Annotated in this window: 16 protein-coding genes and 1 tRNA gene; 13 read left to right on the top strand and 4 right to left on the bottom strand. The window is 63.7% G+C overall.

The genetic code is table 11. From position 1 onward, the window contains the following. Nucleotides 1–105 precede the first annotated feature (105 nt). Together uxaC and Uis1B_RS00715 are read left to right on the top strand one after the other, a co-directional pair. Nucleotides 106–1,512 carry a glucuronate isomerase gene (gene uxaC, locus Uis1B_RS00710; RefSeq protein ID WP_101614592.1) on the top strand — a complete coding sequence of 469 codons (1,407 nt, stop codon included), beginning with the start codon at nucleotides 106–108 and terminating at the stop codon, nucleotides 1,510–1,512. Nucleotides 1,513–1,818: 306 nt separating this feature from the next. Continuing rightward, entirely contained in the window at nucleotides 1,819–3,246 is a 1,428-nt protein-coding gene (locus Uis1B_RS00715) for a glycoside-pentoside-hexuronide (GPH):cation symporter (RefSeq protein WP_101614594.1), read from the top strand. A gap of 198 nt (nucleotides 3,247–3,444) precedes the next feature. On the opposite strand, the gene dinB is transcribed toward Uis1B_RS00715, so the two are convergent. Beyond that, complete coding sequence (dinB, locus tag Uis1B_RS00720) at nucleotides 3,445–4,764, bottom strand: DNA polymerase IV (protein ID WP_101614596.1); 1,320 nt, start codon at nucleotides 4,762–4,764, stop codon at nucleotides 3,445–3,447. Between the two features lie 105 nt (nucleotides 4,765–4,869). Between dinB and Uis1B_RS00725 the strand changes: the two genes are divergently transcribed. From Uis1B_RS00725 to Uis1B_RS00735, 3 genes are all read left to right on the top strand, one after another. Beyond that, nucleotides 4,870–4,956 (top strand) — tRNA-Ser (locus tag Uis1B_RS00725). 165 nt (nucleotides 4,957–5,121) lie between these two features. Next, nucleotides 5,122–5,862 carry an AzlC family ABC transporter permease gene (locus Uis1B_RS00730; RefSeq protein WP_101614711.1) on the top strand — a complete coding sequence of 247 codons (741 nt, stop codon included), beginning with the start codon at nucleotides 5,122–5,124 and terminating at the stop codon, nucleotides 5,860–5,862. Continuing rightward, complete coding sequence (locus tag Uis1B_RS00735; RefSeq protein WP_101614599.1) at nucleotides 5,859–6,194, top strand: branched-chain amino acid transporter permease; 336 nt, start codon at nucleotides 5,859–5,861, stop codon at nucleotides 6,192–6,194. Before Uis1B_RS00730 ends, Uis1B_RS00735 begins: the two co-directional genes overlap by 4 nt. A 25-nt stretch (nucleotides 6,195–6,219) precedes the next feature. On the opposite strand, the gene Uis1B_RS00740 is transcribed toward Uis1B_RS00735, so the two are convergent. Genes Uis1B_RS00740 through Uis1B_RS00750 form a run of 3 tightly spaced genes read right to left on the bottom strand, consistent with a single transcriptional unit; the run spans nucleotide 6,220 to nucleotide 9,186 of the window. After that, nucleotides 6,220–7,767 (bottom strand): ABC transporter ATP-binding protein, encoded by a 1,548-nt coding sequence (locus Uis1B_RS00740; protein ID WP_207763347.1) that lies wholly within the window; start codon nucleotides 7,765–7,767, stop codon nucleotides 6,220–6,222. A 14-nt stretch (nucleotides 7,768–7,781) separates the two neighbouring features. After that, a complete protein-coding gene (locus Uis1B_RS00745) occupies nucleotides 7,782–8,540 on the bottom strand; it encodes an energy-coupling factor transporter transmembrane component T (RefSeq protein WP_165782651.1) in 759 nt (252 codons plus the stop codon). Between the two features lie 40 nt (nucleotides 8,541–8,580). Beyond that, a complete protein-coding gene (locus tag Uis1B_RS00750) occupies nucleotides 8,581–9,186 on the bottom strand; it encodes an MptD family putative ECF transporter S component (protein WP_101614603.1) in 606 nt (201 codons plus the stop codon). Between the two features lie 498 nt (nucleotides 9,187–9,684). On the opposite strand from Uis1B_RS00750, the gene Uis1B_RS00755 reads away from it, so the two are divergent. The 8 genes from Uis1B_RS00755 (at nucleotide 9,685) to Uis1B_RS00790 (ending at nucleotide 24,618) form a co-directional block, all read left to right on the top strand. Then, a complete protein-coding gene (locus tag Uis1B_RS00755; RefSeq protein ID WP_133124780.1) occupies nucleotides 9,685–10,533 on the top strand; it encodes a hypothetical protein in 849 nt (282 codons plus the stop codon). A gap of 635 nt (nucleotides 10,534–11,168) precedes the next feature. After that, a complete protein-coding gene (rpoB, locus tag Uis1B_RS00760; protein ID WP_101614607.1) occupies nucleotides 11,169–14,795 on the top strand; it encodes a DNA-directed RNA polymerase subunit beta in 3,627 nt (1,208 codons plus the stop codon). 81 nt (nucleotides 14,796–14,876) lie between these two features. Next, entirely contained in the window at nucleotides 14,877–19,034 is a 4,158-nt protein-coding gene (locus Uis1B_RS00765) for a DNA-directed RNA polymerase subunit beta' (RefSeq protein ID WP_101614609.1), read from the top strand. A 221-nt stretch (nucleotides 19,035–19,255) separates the two neighbouring features. Continuing rightward, the gene (locus tag Uis1B_RS00770) at nucleotides 19,256–20,866 is read left to right on the top strand and encodes an ABC transporter substrate-binding protein (protein ID WP_101614611.1); all 1,611 of its coding nucleotides are present in this window, start codon (nucleotides 19,256–19,258) and stop codon (nucleotides 20,864–20,866) included. A gap of 47 nt (nucleotides 20,867–20,913) precedes the next feature. Further along, the gene (locus tag Uis1B_RS00775; RefSeq protein ID WP_101614613.1) at nucleotides 20,914–22,017 is read left to right on the top strand and encodes an ABC transporter permease; all 1,104 of its coding nucleotides are present in this window, start codon (nucleotides 20,914–20,916) and stop codon (nucleotides 22,015–22,017) included. Between the two features lie 13 nt (nucleotides 22,018–22,030). Continuing rightward, the gene (locus Uis1B_RS00780; protein WP_101614615.1) at nucleotides 22,031–22,930 is read left to right on the top strand and encodes an ABC transporter permease; all 900 of its coding nucleotides are present in this window, start codon (nucleotides 22,031–22,033) and stop codon (nucleotides 22,928–22,930) included. A gap of 1 nt (nucleotide 22,931) precedes the next feature. Next, nucleotides 22,932–23,801, top strand: a complete 870-nt coding sequence (locus Uis1B_RS00785; RefSeq protein WP_101614616.1) for an ABC transporter ATP-binding protein — start codon at nucleotides 22,932–22,934, stop codon at nucleotides 23,799–23,801. Next, entirely contained in the window at nucleotides 23,794–24,618 is an 825-nt protein-coding gene (locus Uis1B_RS00790; RefSeq protein WP_207763348.1) for an ABC transporter ATP-binding protein, read from the top strand. The genes Uis1B_RS00785 and Uis1B_RS00790 overlap by 8 nt, the downstream gene beginning before the upstream one ends. Nucleotides 24,619–24,661 lie beyond the last annotated feature (43 nt).

Genomic DNA, 24,661 nt, shown 5'->3' on the forward strand with positions numbered 1-24,661 from the left:
AACGATGGCAACAAAAAATAGTGATTTGCGTCACTCTTCATAGAGTTCAAAGTGAACGAGCTGTGAAGCAGCTTGTACGTGACGGTACCAAAGGAGGTAACCACCATGGCTTTCATGGATGACGAATACTTGCTGACGACGGATCTGGCCAAGGAGTTGTTCCACAATTATGCGGAGAAGATGCCGATCGTGGACTATCACTGCCACCTGCATCCCGAGGAGATCTACAAGGACCCGAACTTCAAGGACATCGTCGAGGCGTGGCTGACCGACGGCAACAACTACGGCGACCACTACAAGTGGCGTCTGGAACGCGCCAACGGCGTGCCGGAGGAGCTCATCACCGGCAACGGCGACCCGTGGGACAAGTTCTATGCCTACGCGCAGACCATGGAGAAGGCCATCGGCTCCCCGGTGTACATGTGGACGCATCAGGAGCTGCGCCGCTACTTCGGCATCACCGACGAGCTCAACTCCAAGACCGCCAAGGCGATCTACGATCAGACCAACGAAATGCTGGCCGGCCCTGAGTTCTCCCGCCGCGCCCTGCTGCGCCGCATGAACCTCGACACCATCTGCACCACCGACGATCCGGTCGATTCGCTGGAATACCACATCGCCTTCGAGAAGGAAGGCGGCGACACCTTCAGGATGATCCCGGCCATGCGCCCCGACAAGGCCCTGAACCCCGACAAGGCCGGCTTCCCCGAGTGGGTCGACCAGCTTGAGCAGGTGACCGGCGACAAGATCAACTCCTTCGACGACATGATGGCCGCCATCAACAAGCGCGTGGACTTCTTCCACGAGCACGGCTCCCGCCTGTCCGACCACGCCGCCGACCTGATGCTGTACGCCAAGTCCACTCCGGCCGAACGCGACGCGATCCTCGACAAGGCGCGCGCCGGCAAGCCGCTGACGCTGGAGGAGGTCACCAAGTACCGCACCCAGCTGTTCCTCGACCTCATGAAGATCTACCACGCCCACGGCTGGACGATGCAGCTGCACATCCACGCCATGCGCAACATCAACTCCCGCGAGTTCGCGATCCACGGCCCGGACACCGGCTACGATTCGATCAACGACCGTTCCATCGCCGAGCCGCTGGCAGCCCTGCTCAACGAGGCCGCCAAGACCGACTCCATCCCGAAGATGCTGATCTACTCGCTCAACCCGAACGACTATCTGGCCATCACCACCATCATCGGATGCTTCCAGGGTGGCATGAAGCAGCGCATGGCCCTCGGCAACGCCTGGTGGTTCAACGACACCCGTGAAGGCATCCGCAAGCAGATCCAGACCATGGCCGAAGGTTCGCTGCTCGGCAACTTCGTCGGCATGACCACCGACTCCCGTTCGTTCCTGAGCTTCCCGCGCCACGAGTTCTTCCGCCGCATCCTGTGCGAGCAGCTGGGCGAGTGGGCCGATCGCGGAGAGATCCCGTCCGACCTCGAAACCCTTGCCCCGCTGGTGCAGGACGTCTCCTACAACAACGCCAAGGAACTGTTCAAGTAACCCCGTCGCGGTCCGCGCCGCCGAAATCGGTCGGATCAGTCAACGGCGATGTTGACGATCGGCTGGATCGGCGGTCCGCGACCGCGATCAATCAACCAATCAATCTGTTCTCCGTGTGCGGCCGGTGGAAACCGGGTGAGAATCGGACACGGAAAAAAAGACGTTCGATCCGACTGCCATCGGATCGAACGTCCGGGATCGCGGCCGTCTGGCAACAGTCGCGATCCGGTGAAACAAACCAACCTAGAAGGAAGGGTTCCCAGGCTTCCGACATTCTGCCGGATACCTTGAGAACAGGTATCAATTATGACTACTGCAACAGACAGCGGTGTAATCAACACCGGTAAGGGAGAAAAGCTCAGCTGGCGCGAGAAGATCGGCTACGGCTTCGGTGATCTCGGCAACGGCTTCATGTTCGATCTGGGTCAGGCCTACCTGACCAAGTTCTACACCGACGTCGCTCTGATCAACCCCGGCATGGTGGCCACGATCATGGCCGTCACCAAGATCTACGACGCCTTCATGGACCCGATCGCCGGCGCGTTCGTCGATAGCCGTCGAGTCGGCAAGCACGGCAAGTTCCGTCCGGTGATGATGGTCGGCGCGATCATCCTGTCGATCCTGACGGTCATCACCTTCACGATGCCGGACTTCCCGATGTGGGGCCGTATCGTCTACGCCTTCGTCACCTACATGGCGTGGGGAACCTGCTACTCGTTCACCAACCTGCCGTATGTGGGTCTCGCCAACGTGATGACCCGAGACGTCGATGAGCGAGCCCAGCTGGCCACCACCCGTCAGGCCGGCTCCCTCGGCGCCCAGTGGATCACCGGTGTGGCCTTCATTCCGATCATCCTGCTGTTCTCCGACTCCAACGGCAAGGTCACCACGTTCCACGGCTATGCCGTCGCCTCCGCCATCATGGCCATCCTCGGCGTGCTGTGCTTCTCCGTCACGTTCTTCAACTGCAAGGAACACATCAAGATCAACCGTGAGAAGACCGGCGACAAGTCCAAGGAGGGCGTCGGCGCCTACATCAAGGTGGTCTTCACCAACAAGCCGCTGCTCGCCATCATTCTGATGACCCTGTTCACCATCTCCGCCATGAACACCAACAACGCGATGATGCTGTACTTCGCCGAATACAACCTCGGTTCCATGGGTCTGCAGCCGGTGATCAACGCCATCCAGATGGGCTGCTCCATCGTGGCCATCCTCTCCATCCCGTTCCTTGTGAAGAAGTTCGGCAAGAAGCAGGTCGCCGTGGTCTGCTTCGTCGTCGGTGCGGTCGCCAACCTCATCAACTTCTTCCTGCCCACCAACATCGTCACCTTCATCATCTTCGTGACCATCGGCTACGTCTGCCTCGCCATCCCGAATGGCATCACCTGGGCATTCGTCAACGACGTGATCGACTACGGCGAGTGGCACACCGGCATCCGTAAGGAAGGCATCACCGTCGCCGCGTTCAACTTCTCCCGTAAGCTCGCGCAGTCCCTGGCCGCCGTCATCACCGCCGGCATCTTGGGCGTCACCGGCTACGTCGCCAACCAGGCGCAGTCCGCCGCCACCCTCGCCGGCATCAAGGGCGCCATGACCCTCTACCCGGCCGTGGCCCTGTTCGCCGCCATGCTGATCATCTTCTTCCTGTACGGTCTGACCGACGACAAGTACCGCAAGATCGCCGATGATCTGAACAACGGCAAGTGGGAGAAGGGCGAGCTCGACCACTGAGTCGCTGAGCCGTCTCTCGACCACTGAGTTCCCTCGGAATCCTCGGTCGGGTTCCAACTCTGATCGCTGATTCCCCTCGTTTTCTCCAGGCCTTCCGGATTCGCTCCGGAAGGCCTTTTTCGTGCGGTGCCCGCTCCCGCTGGCGGGAGCTGTCAGCGTAGCCGACTGAGGGTGGTCGAGCCTCGCCCCTACGCCGATTCACGAATCACGCAATCCCAAGCGAACGGCGTCGCGTCCGAACCGTTCGCGAATCGAATCTAATGCCTTCTCCGCCTGCCCCATACGCTTCACGGTTTTCGCGGTTCCGGCACAGCTTCCCCCGTTGGCATCAATGGTGTTCCTGTCGCTCGGCTCCTCGGCTAGCAGATCATCGAAACTGGCTTGCACGGGCGTCGTGGACGTATCGCTCAGTCCCGAAGCGCTCACCCCGGCCAGACGAACCGGTCTGGGCAGCGACATCCCGCGTGAGATCGCCCCCGCCGGCATGTCGAGCATCCGCTCCAGCAGCATGACGCTTTGCGGATAGATGGCGGCGGCGGTGTTCACCGGCCGATCCAACGTCTGCGATTTCGTGGAATACCGCAGATCGGCGAACCGCAGCTTCACGGTGATCGTCCGGGCCAGCAGCCCTCGCCGCCGCAGCGAGGAGGCCACGGTGTCCGCACACCACAGCAGCAGACCGGTCACCGTGTTCGGATCCTGCGTATCCTCGTCGAACGTGCGTTCCGCGCCGATCGATTTTTCCGGAGTGTACGGCACCACGGCCCGTTCGTCGATGCCGCGGGCCGCCAGATACAATCCGTTGGCATGAATCGCCGAACCGGTGGCGCGAGTCAGATCGTCCCTGCTCATCGTCGCCAGCTGCGTCACCGTGGTGACTCCCCACTGTTCCAATCGTTTGGCGCTGGAAGGCCCCACCCCCGGCAGCGAGCGCAACGGCAGCATCTGCACGAACTCGGCCTGCCGGGCCACGGGGACCAGCAGCATGCCGTTGGGCTTGGCGTTGGTGGAGGCGAGCTTGGCGACGAGCTTGTTGCCGGCCACTCCCACCGAGCAGGTGACGTGGAACCGCCTTTCCACCTCGCGGCGTATCCATGCGCCGATGGCGGTGGGCCGCTCCCACTGTCTGAGCGCGCCGGAGACGTCCATATATACTTCGTCCACCGATGTGCGTTCGATCCGGTCGGTGATCCGGCTCATCAGCTGGAATATCCGGTGGGAGATCGACCGATAGTAGGTCATGTCCACCGGAAGGAAGACACCGTCCGGGCACAGTCGCCTTGCCGTGGCGACGGGCATGGCCGAGTTCACGCCGTACGGCCGGGCCTCGTAGCTGGCGGCGGACACCACGGAACGCGGTCCGGTGCCGATGATGACCGGTCGGCCCTTGAGCTCCGGGCGGCGTGCGATTTCGCAGGAGGCGAAGAAGGCGTCCATATCGATGTGCAGCGTCGTGCAGCCGGTCTCATCGTGACCCCAGTCGCGTCTGACGGCTGCGGATCGGGGTGAGGTGCTCATACCGCCATCGTAATAGGAGACGATTGATGTTGCGCGTGTCGCGAGGTCGCCTAAATCCGGGATGAGTGCTACAGTATCTATCTGTTGCGTTCTGTGAACGTGACTGGAGTGATGCCTGAGTGGCCGAAAGGGGCACCCTGCTAAGGTGTTAGCTGCGCAAGCGGCTCGGGGGTTCGAATCCCCCTCACTCCGCAGCCAAGGGATTCACGATGATTCGTGAATCCCTTTTTTCGATGGGTTTTCGATGAGATGCGGAACGGAGTCATGCGTAACGAGGCCGGAGAAACGGGACGGGAGCGTGACGCGGTGCAGGAGGATGCCGCGTCGCGGACGGGCGTCGGGAAGCGCGGCGTGAGGATGAAGGCCCTGCGCGCGGCGTTTCCGCTGACCGTGCCGATCGCGGCAGGCTTCCTGTTTCTTGGATGCTCGTATGGTCTGCTCATGCATGCCAAGGGGTTCGCGTTCCTGTATCCGGTGTGCATGGCGTATTTCATTTTCGCCGGATCGATGGAGTTCGTGACGGTGAATCTGCTGCTGTCCGCGTTCAATCCGGTCGCCGCGTTCATGCTCGCCCTGATGGTCAACGCCCGGCACCTGTTCTATGGGCTGTCGATGCTCGGCAGATTCCGGAATCTCGGGTGGAAGAAACCGTATCTGATCTTCGCGATGTGCGACGAAAGCTTCGCCATCAATTCGTCGGCCCGCATTCCCGAGGATGTGGATCGCGGCTGGTTCATGCTGTTCGTTTCGTTGCTCAACCGATGGTATTGGATCGCCGGCACGGCACTGGGATGGCTGGTCGGCGGACTGCTGCCGTTCAGTACGAAAGGCATAGAATTCGTGCTTACCGCGCTGTTTCTGGTGATCTTCCTTGATCAGTGGATGGATCGGGATGGTATGCGGCGGCGGGCTCCCGGCATGATCGGCGTGCTCGCATCCCTGGGATGTCTGATCGTGTTCGGCTCGGAACGGTTCATGATCCCGTCGATGGTGCTGATGATCGTCCTGTTCGTGATGCTGCGGCCGTATCTGGATGATCTGAAAACCACGGCGAATGCCGGCGGTGCCGCGAATATCAACGGCGAGGTGAACGCATGACGATGACGGTTTGGCAGAGCGTGATCACCATAGCCGTGGTGGCGATCGGCACGATGCTCACCCGATTCCTGCCGTTCCTCCTGTTCCCGGAGTCGAAGCGGCCGCCGCGCATCATCGACTATCTGGGCAGGGTGCTGCCGCTGGCGATGACCGGGCTGCTGGTCGTCTATTCGCTCAAGGACGTATCGCCGCTGTCCGGCAGTCACGGCGTGCCCGAGGCGATCGCCATGGCCGCGATCATCGCGCTGCATCTGTGGAGGCGCAATATGCTGCTGTCCATCGCCGGCGGAACCGTGCTGTACATGCTGCTGGTGCAGCTGGTGTTCGTGTAGAAGACGGTCGGCGTGTAGGCGCAGGTCAGGCGGTAAGCCGGTCGATCAGTTCGGCGCGCCCCTCGGCGTCGAGCGGACGGGCGGATACGACATGTCCGGAATCCAGCGTCAGCATGTGATCGCAGGCGAGCGCCGCGAATTCGGGGTCATGCGTGATCACCACCACGGTACGTCTCTCATGCTCGGCGATCCTGCGAATCAGTCGTGCGACCTGTTCCATATGACGACGATCCAATCCGCTGGTCGGCTCGTCGAAGATCAGCAGCGGTCGATTGGAGGCCAACGCCGCCGCGATGGCCACACGCTGCTTCTGCCCGCCGGAAAGCGACAGCGGGTGCCGGTCGGCGAATTCGGTGAGGTCGAGATCGCGCAGAATCCCGTGCGCTCGCGTTGCGTTCGTATCGTTCGTATCGTCCGTTTCGGCGAGCAGGACCTCGTCGAGCACGGATTCGGTGAACAGTTCGCAGTTCACGTCCTGCATGACGGTAAAGCAGGTGTGCAGCCGATCCCGACGGTCCAGGCGCTCGCCGTCCGGTGCGATCAGCGTGCCCTTCGCGCGGCGGTCCAATCCTTGGAGACACCGAGCGAACGTCGATTTTCCGGCACCGTTGAGCCCGACCACGGCGGTTACGGCTCTGGCCGGCAGGCTGGCCGAGGGGATGTCGAGGCTGGGGGTTGGCGCGTGCCGGTAGGTATAGGAGAACCGTTCGATACGCCATGATTCGGCAGGATTCGTCGGGCTGGTCACAGAGGTGGCCACAGTGGCGGTCGCCGGGGCGGTCGCCGGGGCGATCCGATCCGCCCTTGTCGGTCTGAGACCAAGCCTGCGGCATTCGTCGTCGGCAAGATCATGCAGTTCGTCGCCGGTCATGGTGCGTGCTATCCGCCCGTTGCGGAACACCATCGCCGTGTCGATCAGACCGTCCAGCCAGTACAGCCGATGTTCGGCGATCACCACGGTGTGTCCCCGCGCTTTCCACCGTGCGACGATGGCCCGCAGATCGGCGATCGCGCTCGCGTCCAGATTGCTGCTCGGTTCGTCCAGCACCATGATGTTCGGCCCCGCCGTGCAGACCGCCGCGCAGGCCACCTTCTGCCGCTGCCCGCCACTCAGCGCGGTGATGTCCCGGCCCAGCAGATCGCCGATGCGCAGATCGGACGCGGTTTCGGCCACGCGCCGGCGGATTTCGTCGGGGTCGATGCCGAGGTTCTCGCAGGCGAACGCCAGCTCGCCGGTCACGTCCAGTGTGAAGAACTGGCTTTTGGGGTTCTGGAACACCGAGCCGACATGCCGGGCGAGTCCGGCCAGATCCGTGGCGCGGGTGTCCACGCCGTTCACCTGTACCGTGCCGGTCATCGTGCCGTCGAAATAGTGGGGTGCCAGCCCGTTGATCAGTCGGGTCACCGTGGTTTTGCCGCAGCCGGATTCGCCGCACAGCAGCAGCACGGTGCCCTGCGGAACGTCAAAGGTGAGGTCCCGCACGCCGGCGTGGGGTTCTGCGGCATAGGAGAATCCCGCATGGTCGAACCGTATGGAGGGCGTTTCGTCGATCATGATCGTTCCGTTGGTCATAGGCGCTCCGTTGATCACAGTATTCCGGCCGCCGCGCAGATCCAGACGGTGAAGCAGACCACGCACAGCAGCATGACGGCCGCGTCGGGAGCCCGCAATCCCACATCGGCGATGCTGGTGCGTCTGCCGGGGCCTCCCAGACCTCGGGTCATCGCGGCCTGGGCGAGTTCATCGGCGATCTGCACGCTGCTGCCGATCAGCGGCACCACGCGGTATTCGAACATCGAGCGCGCGCGGCTGCCGCCGATATGCACACCGCGCATGCGCATCGCGTCGCTGATCCGACGCTGCTCGGCGAGCGCGGTGGGGAAGAAGCGGAACATCACCGCCAGTGGGATCGTCACCGCCTGCGGAACATGCATGCGATCCAGTGCGGTCACCAGTTCGCTGGCCGTGGTGGTGGCGATCATCCAGTAGGCGGTCATGGCCACGGGCAGCATTTGGGTGGCCATCGCCACCGTGGCGTAGACCAGCCAGGTCATGGCCGTGCCCCACAGGCCGTGTGCCGAGGCCGATACGGCGGGCAGCAGGAGCGTCGCGGCCGCGGCGCTGGCGAACAGCAGCAGAACATAGCCGATCATGGCGATCCATCGTCGGCTCAGCGGCAGCAGGATGATCGGCAGGCAGGCGAGTGCGAGTCGTATGACGTCGACGGTCGGCAGGCCGCTGCCGGCGCGGGCGAGGCAGAAGCATCCGACGGTGATCGTCAGTGCGATTTTCGTACGCGGGTCGAGACGGACGGTGGGGCGGGGACGGTTGGCGGAGCGGAACACAGGGTTGGCCAGTTCTGTGTGTTCGGTCGGTATTGTGCGCTCAGACCAGTCCGGCGCGCTCGAAGTGCCGGCGCATCACCGATCGGGCGATCCATGCGCCGATCAGTCCGCCGACGATGCCGAGCGCCACCAGTACGGGAAGCATCCAGCCGGGGAAGAGTCCGGCCATCTGCATGGTCGCCGTTTCACCTTTTTTGGCGATCATGGAGGCGAGGTAGTCGTTGCGGCCGATGTAGAACGGCAGGAACAGTCCGAGATTCCACAGGTTGAACACGCCTGCGGAAAGCACGTTGAGCGTCATACGCCGGTAGCCTCCGACCTTGGCGATCAGATCGGCGGCGATGGCGGCCACCACGGCGGTGACGATGGTGTATACGTTGCCGTGGATCACGCCCATGAGCAGGGCGAGCAGTATGCCGAGGATGGTGATCGCGCCGAACCGCCGGGATTTGGCTAGGGTGAGCATGTAGGGAATGCCGCCGAGGATGCCGCAGGCGAATCCCATGAACGGCATACCGAACGGCAGGGGCTGCACCACGGCGGCTGCGATGGCGATCAGAACGAAATACAGTGCGGCGTATACGCCGATGAAGATGTAGTCGCGGGTGCCGAGTTTCGTGCCGGCGGTTGTGGTGGGTGCGGTCATGATTGCTTCCTTCGTCCGGTTGATGGTTGCGGCGGTGTCGGTTGGCCGCGTTCGGTGTCGGTTGGTATCGGCGTTCGGTGGTTCCGCTTTCGGTGGGCAACCCGCAATATAAGGGATGTCTGTCGAAAAGTCACCTCTTGTGTTTTATGGATGTTTGTGATAATTGCGCCGCTTTTGATATTGGTCGGGGGTTGGTGATGCTGATTGCTGTGAAAATCTACGTAGATTTAGGGGGTAGTTGATCGGTCTGGTCGAGGAATTGATTCACGGTGACGAAGCATGGTGGAAATATGTTGGTGGCATATTGTTCAATGAATACGGCTGTGTTGGCACCGGTGGTTGGACGACCGGTCGTATGAGCTATAGATGGGGGTATCTATGAGTGCTGCTCGTCGTGCGAAGCCCGAATATCGGGGGAGTGACTATGCTGAGCCGTCTCGGGGCTCGGGGCCGTTTGCCGTGACGTTCGGCGATCCGATGTCCGTGATGTGGAACGAGATGTCGAGAACGCTGGCTGTGCGTGAGGGTGCCGTGCTGACCCTTGCCATGGCCGAGGGGTATGAGGACGGTACGAACGAAGGGCGCATCGTGGTCGAGAACGGCGCTCGCCTCACGCTCGACGGCGTGAGGATCGATGTCAGCGCGGATAGGGGAGCCGCTGCGTTGGAGGTGAGGTCCGGACGTCTTGAGCTCACGCTGGCCGAAGGGTCCGACAATCGCCTGTGGTCCGGTGGGGATCGTGCCGGATTGGAGAACGGTGACAATGAGCTGGTGATCGACGCCGTGGGCTCGCAGAAGCTCGGCAAGCTGTCGGCGCGCTCGTATTCATCGTTCGGGGAGGCCGATGGCGCCGGCATAGGCGGCGGCAAGGGTCGATCCGGCTCGCATATCACGATCAGGGGCGGGGCGATCGACGCTTCCGCCCGTTCGGATCGGCGGGGTGCGTATGGCGCCGGCATAGGAGGAGGCCGTGGCGGTGACGGTTCGGCCATCGTCATCGGCGGTGGCATGGTGAGCTGCCGGTGCTGGGCCTCCCGGGGCATGGCGTATGGTGCCGGAGTCGGCGGTGGATATGGCGGCAACGGCGTGGAGATCACGATTCTTGGGGGTGTGGTCGATGCGCGATCCCGTGGCATGCAGGGATCGTATGGCGCCGGTGTGGGCGGCGGCCAGAGCGATGCCGGGTTCGGCGGGGGTGAAAGCGGATCGGCCGTCGGGATCTCGATTCGCGGCGGCAGGGTCCAGGCCTCGGGCAACGTCCCCGTCGGCAGCGGACTCTGGGGTTCGGCCTCGCGGAACATCGAGATCGTCGACGGCACGCTGCTCGACGGCGACTCCGTCGCGTGACTGTTGGGCTTCCCCTTAGGCTGAACCCGTTAAGGAAACGGCAGAGCCGTTTTTAGGGTTCAGGCTCGCCGACAGGCGAGCGAACAGAGCGCGGCCGAAGGCCGACCAACACCGCCGAGAAGCTGGCAGCCGTAGGCTGACTGATGAGGTGGTTTGAGCGAAGGATTATCACCTCATCCGACCGACTGCGTCGGCCACCTTCCCCATCAAGGGGAAGGCGAAACGCGACTGCCTATTCTGGGGCTTCCCGTGGGCTGAGTCCGTTTTGGCTTCCCCCACTGGGGGAAGCTGTCGGCGTAGCCGACTGATGAGGGGTTCCGGCTGCTCACCTCATCCGACCGACTGCGTCGGCCACCTTCCCCTCCGAGGGGAAGGCGAGGGGTGGCAGCCGTAGCTGACTGATGAGGGATTGCGGGCCGATCATTGAATCCGATCGATAGGAGGCCAAATGATACGACACGCAGATTGTGCGACACGCCGATATGTGATAGCATTTTGACGTTTAGTGACGTGTGTCATATAGCGGGCATACATCAGACTGGGGGAATGGCCCGCTAGCCGTTTGGTAGTTGCGGCGCCGCGACCGCCGTTCCCTGGCTATTGGATACACAGCGAACGAGAAGGATAACCCCATCTTGGCTGCCGAAAACACACAGAGCACCACCAAAACCTATGCTCGCGCGGATGAGCATGACATCAAGCTCCACAAGGCGAGCCCCCGCGTGAACTTCGGTTCCATCAAGGAACCCATCGACGTCCCCTACCTGCTGGGCGTCCAGACCGACAGCTTCGACTGGCTGATCGGCAACGAGCGCTGGAAGAAGCGCGTCGAGGAGGACGAGGCCAACGGCACCATCACCGTGCCCCACACCTCCGGTCTTTCCGAAGTGTTCGAGGAGATCTCCCCGATCGAGAACTTCGCCCAGACCATGAGCCTCACGTTCTCCAACCCCTACTTCGAGGAGCCCCGTCACAGCGTTCAGGAGTGCAAGGAGAAGGACTACACCTACTCCGCTCCGCTGTACGTGAACGCCGAGTTCTGCAACAACGACACCGGCGAGATCAAGAGCCAGACGGTGTTCATGGGTGACTTCCCGCTGCAGACCCCGCACGGCACCTTCATCATCGGCGGCACCGAGCGAGTGATCGTCTCCCAGCTCGTGCGCTCCCCGGGCGTGTACTTCGACCGTTCCCGCGACAGGACGAGCGACAAGGAGGTCTTCGGCGCGAAGATCATCCCGAGCCGCGGCGCATGGCTGGAGTTCGAGATCGACAAGCGCGACGTGCTCGGCGTGCGCGTGGATCGCAAGCGCAAGCAGTCCGCCGTGGTGTTCCTTGAGGCCATCGGCATGACCGAACGCGAGATCCACGACGAGTTCCAGGGCTACCCGCTGGTGCTCGACTCCCTGGCCAAGGAAGTCGAGGCAGTGACCCCGAAGGACACCAACGGCCGTCCCGACCTGACCGCCGAGCGTCCGAGCGACGAGGAGATCCGCAACCGGGCCCTCACCGAGCTGTACCGCAAGATCCGCCCCGGCGACACCGCGACCCCGGAGGCCGGACGCAACCTGCTCGACTCCTTCTACTTCAACACCAAGCGCTACGATCTGGCCCGCGTCGGCCGCTACAAGATCAACCGCAAGCTCGGTCTCGAAGGCGACGTCAACGATCGCAGCCTCAAGCTCGAGGACATCGTGGCCACCATCAAGTACCTGTGCACCCTGCACGCCGGTGGCGACACCTTCCCGGGCAAGCGCGACGGCGAGGACGTGGATCTTCGCGTCGACGTGGACGACATCGACCACTTCGGCAACCGCCGCATCCGTCAGGTCGGCGAGCTGATCCAGAACCAGCTGCGCACCGGTCTGAGCCGTATGGAGCGCGTGGTGCGCGAGCGCATGACCACGCAGGACGCCGAGGCCATCACCCCGCAGTCCCTGCTTAACATCCGTCCCGTGGCCGCCACGATCAAGGAGTTCTTCGGCACCTCCCAGCTGAGCCAGTTCATGGATCAGAACAACCCGCTGGCCGGCATCACCAACAAGCGCCGTCTGTCCGCACTGGGCCCCGGCGGCCTGTCCCGCGACCGCGCCTCCATGGAGGTGCGAGACGTGCACCCGTCCCACTTCGGCCGCATGTGCCCGATCGAATCCCCTGAAGGCCCGAACATCGGTCTGATCGGCTCGCTGGCCACCTTCGGCCGCATCAACCCGTTCGGCTTCATCGAAACGCCGTACCGCAAGGTCGTCGACGGTCACGTGACCAACGACGTGGTGTACATGACCGCCGACCGCGAGGCCGAGCATGTGATCGCCCAGGCCAACCAGGAGCTTGACGAGAACGGCAACTTCATCTCCAAGGACGCCCTTGCCCGCGTCAACGAGGAGGAGGCCGTCGATGTGCCGGTGAGCTCCGTCGATTACATGGACGTCTCACCTCGCCAGATGGTTTCCGTCGGCGCCTCGCTGATCCCGTTCCTCGAGCACGACGAGGGCCACCGAGCACTGATGGGTGCCAACATGCAGCGTCAGGCCGTGCCGCTGATCAAGTCCGAGCGTCCGCTGGTGGGCACCGGCGGCGAATGGCGTGCCGCGGTCGACTCCGGCGACGTGATCCTCGCCGAGAAGGACGGCGTGGTGACCTACTGCTCCGCCGACATCATCCGCACGATGAACGACGACGGCACCACCAGCTCCTACAAGCTGGCCAAGTTCCAGCGCTCCAACCAGACGACCTGCTACAACCAGGTGCCGCTCATCCATGAGGGCGAGCGCGTGGAGAAGGGCACCGTGCTGGCCGACGGCCCCGCCACCGAGCAGGGCGAGATGGCGCTGGGCAAGAACCTGCTGGTCGCGTTCATGCCGTGGAACGGCTACAACTACGAGGACGCCGTGATCATCTCGCAGCGCCTCGTGCAGGACGACACCCTCAGCTCCATTCACATCGAGGAGTACGAGATCGACGCCCGCGAGACCAAGCTGGGCGCCGAGGAGATCACCCGCGATCTGCCGAACGTGAGCGAGGACGCCGTGTCCAACCTCGACGAGCGCGGCATCATCCGCATCGGCGCCGAGGTCGAGGCCGGCGACATCCTCGTCGGCAAGGTCACCCCGAAGGGCGAGACCGAACTGACCCCGGAGGAGCGTCTGCTGCGTGCCATCTTCGGCGAGAAGAGCCGCGAGGTGCGCGACACCTCCCTGCGTGTGCCCCACGGCGAGACCGGCACCGTGATCGCCGTCAAGGAGATCACCAAGGAGGACGCCGAGGAGGACGGCGATGAGCTGCCCACCGGCGTGAACCACATGATCCGCGTCTACATCGCCCAGCACCGCAAGATCACCCAGGGCGACAAGCTCTCCGGCCGTCACGGCAACAAGGGTGTGATCTCCCGCATCCTGCCGGAGGAGGACATGCCGTTCCTCGCCGACGGTACGCCGATCGACATCATGCTCAACCCGCTGGGTGTGCCTTCCCGAATGAACCTCGGCCAGGTGCTGGAGCTGCACCTCGGCTGGATCGCGCATTCCGGCTGGGACATCAACATCGATCCGAACCTTGAGGCCGCGTGGAAGAAGCACATTCCGGCCGGCGCCGAGAAGGGCGATCCGAACACCCCGGTGGCCACCCCGGTGTTCGACGGCGTGCGTCAGGACGCCATCAACGGTCTGCTCAAGACCACCCTGCCGAACCGCGACGGCGAGCGCATGGTGGGCGACGACGGCAAGGCCTGGCTGTTCGACGGCCGTACCGGCGAACGGTTCAGCCGCCCGATCTCCGTGGGCTACATGTACATGCTGAAGCTGCATCACCTGGTCGACGACAAGATCCACGCGCGTTCCACCGGCCCGTACTCGATGATCACCCAGCAGCCGCTGGGCGGCAAGGCCCAGTTCGGTGGCCAGCGATTCGGCGAGATGGAGGTGTGGGCCCTTGAGGCCTACGGTGCCGCATACACGCTGCACGAGATGATGACCATCAAGTCCGATGACGTCGACGGCCGCGTGCGCGTCTACGGCGCGATCGTGAAGGGCGAGAACCTGCCCTCCGCCGGCATTCCGGAATCCTTCAAGGTGCTGCTCAAGGAAATGCAGTCCCTGTCGCTGAACGTCGAGGTGCTCAACGCCGACGGCGTGGCGATCGACATGAAGGAGGAGGACGACGATCCCGTCTCCGCCGCGGACGATCTGGGCTTCAACATCGGCGCCCGACCCGAGGCCGGCGCCAGCGCCCCGGCAGAGTCCGAGGAACCGCAGTACCGCTGATCCAGACGCGCCGCCCGCGGGGAGCGGGCGGCGCACCCACAACCGTAAAGCAGTAAAGATCTACCAAGACAGGACAACTAAGTGCTGGACGTTAATGCATTTGACAAGATGAGGATCGGTCTGGCCAGCTCCGAGGACATTCGCAACTGGAGCTATGGCGAGGTCAAGAAGCCCGAGACCATCAACTACCGTACGCTGAAGCCGGAGAAGGACGGTCTGTTCGGCGAACAGATCTTCGGACCGACCCGCGACTGGGAGTGCGCCTGCGGCAAGTACAAGCGCGTGCGCTTCAAGGGCATCGTGTGCGAGCGATGCGGCGTGGAGGTCACCAAGTCCCGCGTGCGCCGTGAGCGCATGGGCCACATCGAGCTGGCCGCCCCCGTGACCCACATCTGGTTCTTCAAGGGCGTGCCGAGCCGTCTGGGCTACCTGCTCGACATTCCGCCGAAGTACCTGGAGAAGGTCATCTACTTCGCTGCCTACATGGTGACGAGCGTGGACGAGGAGCAGCGTCACAAGGACATGCCCGACCTGCAGGACGAGTTCGAGGTTCGCATCCAGAACCTTGAGAAGGCCCGCGATAACGAGATCCACAAGCGTGCCGTGAAGCTTGAGGAGGACATGGGCGAGCTTGAGGCCGAAGGCGGGGACGCCCGTTCGGCCAAGGCCAAGCTGCGCAATGCCGCCGAGCGTGATCTCAAGGCCATCCGCAAGCGCTACAACGACGAGATCGCCCGCCACACGGCCGTGTGGGATCGCTTCCAGGGCCTCAAGCCCGGCGATATGGAAGGCGACGTGGATCTGTGGCGCGAGATGGTCGACGATTACGGCGACTACTTCGAGGGCTGCATGGGCGCCGAGGCGATCAAGAAGCGTCTGCAGGACTTCGACCTGAAGGCCGAGGCCGAGGAGCTGCGCAACGTCATCGCCACCACCAAGCAGGGTCAGCGCAAGGCCCGCGCCCTCAAGCGTCTGAAGGTCATCAACGCCTTCCTGTCCACCGGCAACAGCCCGGAGGCCATGGTGCTCGACGTGATCCCGGTGATCCCGCCGGATCTGCGCCCGATGGTCCAGCTCGACGGCGGTCGTTTCGCGACCTCCGATCTCAACGACCTGTACCGTCGTGTGATCAACCGCAACAACCGACTCAAGCGACTCATCGAGCTCGGCGCTCCGGAGATCATGCTCAACAACGAGAAGCGCATGCTGCAGGAGGCCGTGGACTCGCTGTTCGACAACGGCCGTCGCGGTCGCCCGGTCACCGGCGCCTCCAACCGTCCGCTCAAGTCGCTGTCCGACATGCTCAAGGGCAAGCAGGGTCGTTTCCGTCAGAACCTGCTCGGCAAGCGAGTCGACTACTCCGGTCGTTCCGTGATCGTCGTCGGCCCGTCCCTGCGCATGCACCAGTGCGGTCTGCCCAAGCCGATGGCCCTGGAGCTGTTCAAGCCGTTCGTCATCAAGCGTCTGGTCGATCTCAACTACGCGCAGAACATGAAGAGCGCGAAGCGTCTGGTCGATCGCGGCGACTCCGAGGTGTGGGGCGTGCTCGAGGAGGTCATCTCCGAGCATCCAGTGCTGCTCAACCGTGCGCCTACGCTGCACCGTCTGGGCATTCAGGCCTTCGAGCCGATTCTGGTGGAGGGCAAGGCCATCCACCTGCCGCCGCTGGCCTGCGCCGCCTTCAACGCCGACTTCGACGGCGATCAGATGGCCGTGCACCTGCCGCTGAGCGCCGAGGCCCAGGCCGAGGCCCGCTCGCTGATGATGGCTTCCGACAACATCCTCAAGCCGGCCGACGGCCACACCGTGACCATGCCGAGCCAGGACATGATCCTCGGCCTGTACTACCTGTCCACCGTCATCGACGGCGCGAAGGGTCAGGGCCGCGTGTTCTCCTCGCTCGACGAGTGCCGCATGGCCCTCGACCTGCATGAGATCGACATCCAGGCCAAGGTGCTCATCCGCGTGCCCGCCGACTTCGTGCTGCCCAAGGACTGGGAGCCCGGCGAGGTCGAGGTCGTCGACCCGCAGGACGGCGGCCCGGCTACCGTGAAGGAGGAGCGTTTCTCCGACGGCTCCACGCTGTTCGCCACCAGCTACGGACGCTTCCTGTTCAACAGCACGCTGCCCGTGGACTACCCGTTCATCAACCGTCAGGTGGCCAAGAAGCAGCTCGCCGGCATCGTCGACGACATCGCCTCCCGCTACTCCACCCAGCAGGTGGCCGCCACGCTGGACGCGCTGAAGGACATGGGCTTCACCCGCGCCCCGTGGTCGGGCGTCACCTTCGCGTTCTCCGACGTCATCGAGCCGCCGGAGCGCGACGAACTCGTGGCCGAATCCGAGGAGCAGGCGAGCAAGATCAACTCGCAGTACGACATGGGTCTGCTCACCGACGAGGAACGTCGTCAGGAGCTGATCGACCTGTGGACCGAATGCACCAACAAGGTCTCCAAGGCCGTCGAGGAGCATTTCGATCCGCAGAACAACCTGTCGATCATCGTGCAGTCCGGTGCACGAGGAAACATGATGCAGATCAACCAGATCGCCGGCATCCGTGGCCTCGTGGCCAACCCGAAGGGCGAGATCATCCCCCGACCGGTGAAGTCGAACTACCGCGACGGTCTGACGGTGCTGGAGTACTTCATCTCCCAGCACGGCGCCCGTAAGGGTCTGGCCGATACCGCACTGCGTACCGCCGAGTCGGGCTACCTCACCCGTCGTCTGGTCGACGTCTCGCAGGACGTGATCGTGCGCGAGGAGGACTGCGGCACCAAGCAGGGTCTGGTCATGAAGGTCGGCGAACGCGACGCCGACGGCAACCTCGTGCTGGTCAAGGCCGCCGACGGTGGCCCGTACTCCCGTCTGCTGGCCGCCGACGTGATCGATCCGGCCGACGGCAAGACCGTGCTGTACAAGCGCGACGACGCCCTGTCGATGGACGTGATCAACGATCTCGTGGCCCACGGCGTGGAGGAGGTCAAGGCCCGCTCCGTGCTCACCTGCGAATCCAAGCGCGGCGTGTGCGCCAAGTGCTACGGCTGGTCGCTGGCCACCAACACCCTGGTGGACATCGGCGAGGCCGTCGGCATCGTGGCGGCCCAGTCCATCGGCGAGCCCGGCACCCAGCTGACGCTGCGTTCCTTCCACTCCGGCGGTGTGGCTTCGGCATCCGACATCACCCAGGGTCTTCCCCGTGTCACGGAGCTTTTCGAAGCCCGTACGCCTAAGGGCGAGGCTCCGATCGCCGCCTACGACGGCACCGTGAAGGTGGAGGACACCGAGGCCGGCCGTACCGTCACGCTCACCCCGGACGATCCGGAGGCGCGTGACTCCGACGGCGAGAAGGTGGAGCAGCTGGTCTACAAGGTGACCCGCCGTGCTCCGCTGCTGGTCAAGGACGGCGAGCACATCAAGCGCGGCACCCAGCTGATCGAGGGTTCCGTGGATCCGAAGAAGATCCTGCGCATCATGGGCGCCCGCGCCGCGCAGGTGAACATCGTGGAGGAAGTGCACACCGTGTACCGCTCCCAGGGTGTGGACATCCACGACAAGCACATCGAGGTCATCGTGCACCAGATGCTGCGCCGCTACACCGTGCTCGACTCCGGCGACACCGAACTGCTGCCCGGCGAGCTTGTGGACAAGGCCCGGTTCAAGGAGCTGAACAAGGCCGCGCTGAAGGCCGGCAAGAAGCCCGCCACCGGACGTCCCGAGCTGATGGGCATCACCAAGGCCTCCCTGGCCACCGATTCGTGGCTGTCGGCCGCATCGTTCCAGGAGACCACCCGTGTGCTCACCGAAGCCGCCCTGAACCAGAAGGTCGACGACCTCAAGGGCCTCAAGGAGAACGTCATCATCGGCAAGCTCATCCCGGCCGGTACCGGTCTGGCCCGGTACCGCAACGCCGAGGTGGAGCCCGACAAGGCGATCCGCGACACCATCTACCCGAGCTTCGGCCTGTCCGAGGACGGCTCCGATGGTCTCATGGACCTCTCCGACGCCGATCTGAGCGATGTGGACTTCTCCAACATCGACTTCGGCGATCTGAGCCTTGGCGACGACTTCAACCCCGACGACTTCCTCAACGATCTGGGCGGTCAGTCCGATCTGGGTGATCTGGGCGATCTCGGCGGCCAGGCCGACGCGCATGGCGCGAGCGGTTCCGGCGACAACGGTTCTGCCGATCAGGGTTCCGATGCTCCGGCCACGGACGACGGGACTGAGTCGAACAAGTAGTCGATAAGCCGATTCCGGTAGACTCCCTCCGGGAGCGAGCAAACGGGCGTGATCCGAATTTCGTGTTTGGATCACGCCCATTTTTGTGTTATTGAATCGAGTGACGTGTTAAGCGCGTGTGAATTTTCATAGTTTTCGCAATGTGGACGTCATAAAACCGTTATGGACGGATAACAGTACATTCCTTCAATAAGAGTTTGAAAAGCTCCTGAGGAGGAAATATGAGAAAATCCCTGATCGTGCGTGCGGCCGCGGCCGTCTCCGCACTCGCCATGGCGGCCGGCCTCGCCGCCTGCGGTGGTTCGTCCACCGGTTCATCTGCCTCGTCCGGCTCATCGCTGGTCGTGAACACCAACTTCGACGCCAAGTCCTTCGACCCGGCCCGCGCCTACGAATTCACCAGCAATATGGTGAGCCATCAGGTCTATGAGACCCCGCTGGCCTACGCCGACAACGGCAACGACTTCTCCAAGGTGGAGCCCGGCGTCGCCAAGTACGAGATGAGCGCCGACGCCAAGACCGTGACCCTCACCGTTCAGGACGGCCACACCTTCTCCAGCGGCGCCAAGGTGACCGCCGACGATCTGACCTTCAGCCTCGAGCGCCTGCAGGGTATGCAGGGCAACCCGTCGTTCCTGCTCACCGATCCGGCCGGCAAGCCGGTGAAGGTGGCCAAGAAGGACGACAAGACCGTGACGCTCACCAGCTCCGTGGCCTATCCGGCACTGCCGTACGTGCTGGCGTTCCCCTCCACCGGTGTGGTGGAGAAGAAGGTCGTTGAGGAGCACGGCGGCACCACCGACACCAACGACAAGGCCGAAACCTGGCTGAACTCCAACTCCGCCGGCTCCGGTCCGTACAAGATCTCCTCCGCCGACATCAAGAGCGAGGTCAAGCTCGCCGCCAACGACAAGTACACCTCCAACGACAAGCCGAAGTACACCAACGTCGTGATCCAGAACACCACCGCCGCCACCCAGAAGGTGAACGTGCAGGCCGGCAGCGCCCAGATCGCGTTCGACCTCGGCGCCGATGACGTCAAGGGTCTGGACTCCTCCAAGATCAAGGTGACCAGCTCGCCGTCGCTGTACACGCTGTACGCCTACATCAACGCCGGAAAGCAGTACGGCAAGGTCGCCTCCGACCCGAACTTCATCAACGCGTTCCGTCACGCCATCAACTACGACGAGATCCTGAAGTTCGTCGGCGACGGCGCCGTGCAGCCCGGCGGCATCATCCCGCCCGCCCTGAGCGGTTCGCTCAAGTCCGACGAGCACAACACCTACGACCTTGCCAAGGCCAAGGAACTGCTCGCCAAGAGCGGTTACAAGGGCGAGAAGGTCGAACTCGTGGTGCCTTCCGACATGGCCATCGGCGGTGTGAACCTGCAGAACCTCGCCCAGAAGGTGCAGGAGCAGGTCAAGGCCGCGGGCATCAACCTCGAACTCAAGCCGCTGTCGTCCACAGCTTGGCTTGACGTCTACCGCAACGGCACCGCCCAGTCGTCGATCGCCTACTGGGGCGCCGACTACCCGGAGGCCGGCGACTACGCCGCCTTCGGCCCCGACGCCGCCACCGGCCTGCACGCCGGCTGGAAGACCGGTGCCGGCATCGCCAGCGCCGAAGCCGCCAAGCCTGCCTTCGACAAGGCCCAGACCACGATCGACAAGGACGCTCGCGCCAAGGCCTTCCAGGAGGCCCAGCAGAAGATGAACGACGGCGGCCCGTTCGTGCCGATCGTCACCCCGGCCGGCCGTCTCGCCTACGCATCCAACCTCTCCGGCGTCACCTACAACCCGATCTGGTACACCGATCTCGCGTCGGTGAAGTGATCGTCGACTCCAAGGCCTGCAATATCAACCCAATCTAAGGCAATACCATGAGCGCAACCGCAACCGCGCCCGGTAAAGCCGCGACAGGGAAGTCCGCCCCGGAAAGCTCCCGCCAGAGCTTTTTCGGGGCGCACCCCTTTGTGCGGTATGCCGGCATCCGATTCATCGTCAGCATCTTCCTCGCCATCGGCGTCACCTTGGTGACCTTCATCCTCACCAATCTCGTGCCGGCCGACCCGGTGACCGCGGTTCTCGGCGAAGCCGCAGCCGCCGATCCCGCGATCGTGGCCAACATGCGTCACCAGATGGGACTCGACAAGCCGCTTCCCGTCCAGTATCTGCTCTACCTGCAGCGTCTGCTGCACGGCGACATGGGCACCAGCGCGCAAACCCACAACCCGGTGGCACAGGATCTCTCCCAGGCGCTGCCCGCCACCATGGAACTGGCCCTGATCACCTTGGTCATCTCCGTGATCATCGGCGTCGGTCTCGGCCTGTATGCGGCCCTGCACAACCGTCGCTTCTCCGATCAGGTGATCCGCCTGCTCAGCCTGCTCGGCATTTCCGTGCCGTCGTTCTGGCTGGCCATGCTGTGCTTCTACTTCTTCTTCTACAAGCTGGGCCTGTTCCCCGGCACCGGACGTCTCGACCCCACGTTCACCGCGCCGCCGCAGGTCACCGGCATGTACATCACCGACGCACTGCTCGCCGGCGATCCGGCACTGGCCGCCAACGCCGTCTCCCACGCGGTGCTGCCGGCCCTCGTCATGATCCTGTGGACGGTCGGCTTCCTGCTGCGCTTCTGCCGCAGTTCCGTGCTTGAGGTGCTCAGCCAGGACTACGTCACCGCGGCCCGAGCCAAGGGCCTCGGCTCCGCCCGTATCACCTTCGCCTACGTGCTGCGTGGCGCCCTGCTGCCGATCCTCACGATGATCGGCATGCTGTTCGGCGGCCTGATGAGCGGCTCCGTGCTCGTCGAATCCGTGTTCTCGTGGCATGGTCTCGGCCAGTACGCCTTCCAGGCGGCCAAATCGCTTGACCTGCAGGCCATCATGGGTGTGGGCCTCACCGTCGGCGTGATCTACATCACCGTGAACTTCGTGGTCGACCTGCTCTACGGTCTGATCGATCCGCGCGTGAGAGTGCAGTGAGGGAGGCAGAACAATGAGTGATACGAACGAAGTGACCGCCTCCGTGCCGGCCCTGAAGCCTCGGAAGAAGCGATTCCAACTGCCGTCCCAGTGGAAAACCGCCTACGCCGTCATCGGCGTGACGGTGGTGGCGTTCTGGCTGATCGTGGCGATCATCAGTCCGCTGCTGCCGCTGGCCGATCCGCTCGCCCAGACGGCCGAACGTCTTGCCGCGCCCTCCGGCGCACACTGGTTCGGCACCGACGAACTCGGCCGCGACGTGTTCTCCCGCGTACTCTATGGTGCGCGCATCTCGATCCCCGTGGCCATCGCGCTGGTGGTGCTCTCCATGCTGCTCGGCGGCGTGCTCGGTATGATCGCCGGCTACTTCGGCCGCGTGCTCGACGAGACGATCATGCGTCTCGCCGACGTGGTGCTCGCCTTCCCGCCGATCATCCTCGCCATGGTCATCACCGCGGCCCTCGGCCCGGGCATCGGCAACGCCGTCATCGCCATGCTGGTGGTGAACTGGCCGCAGTACGCGCGAATCATGCGCTCGATGGTGGTCGGCGTGCGCGGCAGCGAATACGTGATCAGCGACCGTCTGCTCGGTTTCAGCGCGTGGCAGACCCTGCGGGTCGATGTGCTGCCCAACGTGGTCTCGTCCATTCTCGTGCTGGCCACGCTCGACTTCGGCAACGCGATCCTGCTGCTTTCTGGCCTGTCGTTCCTCGGTCTGGGTGCGGTGCCGCCCACGCCGGAATGGGGCTTCATGGTCTCCGAAGGCGTGCAGAACTTCTCCGCATGGTGGATCGCCACCTTCCCCGGTCTGTGCATCTCCAGCGTCGTGATCGCCTTCAACTTCATCGGCGACACCCTGCGCGATGCGCTCGACCCCCATATGCGCAAGCACGTTCAAAGCGAGGCGATGTGAGATGAGCGAAAACGAAAGCGAAAACGAATCCGTGGCTCTTTCGATCCGTGACCTCAACCTCACGATCGACGACCATCACATCCTCAAGGACGTCTCCCTCGACGTGCCGGCCGGCAAGGTGATGGGACTGGCTGGCGAATCCGGTTCCGGCAAGACCATGACCGGCATGACCGTGCTCGGACTCCAGCCCGAGGGCGCCAAGGTGAGCGGCGAGATCGACTACCACGGCGAGAACCTGCTGGCCATGACCGACAAGCAGCTGGCCGGCTACCGCGGCCGTCACATCGCCATGGTGTTCCAGGATCCGACCGCCAGCCTGCACCCGATGATCCGCATCGGCGTGCAGCTCACCGACCATATGCGCCACCACCTCGGACTGAGCAAGGAGGATGCGCGCAAACGGGCCATCGAACTGCTCGAGCTCGTGCAGGTGCCCGATCCGGAAGGCACGCTCAGGCGCTATCCGCACCAGTTCAGCGGCGGCCAGCTGCAGCGCATCGCCATCGCCGTGGCCATCGCCTGCAAGCCCGATCTGATCATCGCCGACGAGCCCACCACGGCCCTCGACGTGACCGTGCAGGCCGGCATCCTGCAGCTGCTGAGGCATCTGTGCGACACGACCGGACTGACGATCATCCTGATTACGCACGATCTGGGCGTGATGAGCGCGCTGGCTGATGAGATCGCCGTGATGCGCGGCGGGCAGATCGTGGAGCTCGGCTCCCGGTACGATGTGATCCGCAATCCGCGGCATCCGTACACGAAGTCGCTGATCGACTCGCTGCCGAAGCAGATGATGGAGCAGCGCGAGAAGGGCGAGCAGGCCGCTCGGGACGGGCGGCAGGAGCAGGAGGGTGGTCAGCATGACTGAGACGATGGAGAACTCTCTGGGCTGGGTGCCCCGGCCGATGCGATGCGAGCTGGAGGTGAGTGATCTCACCGTGGCGTACAAGCAGCCGGGTGGTCGCGTCAACACGGCCGTGGATTCGATCTCCTTCAAGGTTTCGGCCGGCGAGGTCGTGGGTCTGGTGGGCGAGTCCGGTTGCGGCAAGAGCACCACGGCCCGGGCGATCTGCGGTCTGGAGCGGCCGAAGAGCGGTACGATCACGTTCAACGGCAAGAAGATCACGCCGTTGACGCTGCGTCGCAGGCCGAAGGAGTTCCAGAGCATTCAGATGGTGTTCCAGAATCCGTACGCCTCGCTCAACCCCCGACGTACCATACGCCATCAGATCGAGGATGGTCGCCGGGCGAATCGCGGCGAGGCGCCGAGCGTGGAGGAGCTGCTCGACCTCGTGGAGATTCCGCGCAGCGCGGCCGGCGAATACCCGTATCAGTTCAGTGGTGGCCAGCGTCAGCGTATCGCCATCGCCCGAGCGGTGGCGGCCGGTGCGGATCTGCTGATCGGCGATGAGCCCATCGCCTCGCTGGACGCCTCGCTGCAGGCGAAGATCGCCCAGCTGATGCGGGACGTCTGCCTGAAGACGGGTGCCTCACTGCTGTTCATCAGCCATGATCTGGCCGTCGTAAGGCTGATCGCCGATCGGGTGATCGTCATGCAGTCCGGTCACATCGTGGAGCAGGGACCCACCGAGGAGATCTGGCAGCACCCCAAGGAGGCGTATACGCAGCGTCTGCTCGCCGCCATTCCCGAGGCCGACGGACTGGGGCGCATCCCGCAGGTGTAGCGGCGGGGTTTTGGCTGTAGCGGTTTTGGCTGTAGGGGTTTTG

Origin of the sequence: Bifidobacterium margollesii, from assembly GCF_002860355.1 — a bacterium.
GTDB classification, from domain to species: Bacteria; Actinomycetota; Actinomycetes; order Actinomycetales; family Bifidobacteriaceae; genus Galliscardovia; species Galliscardovia margollesii.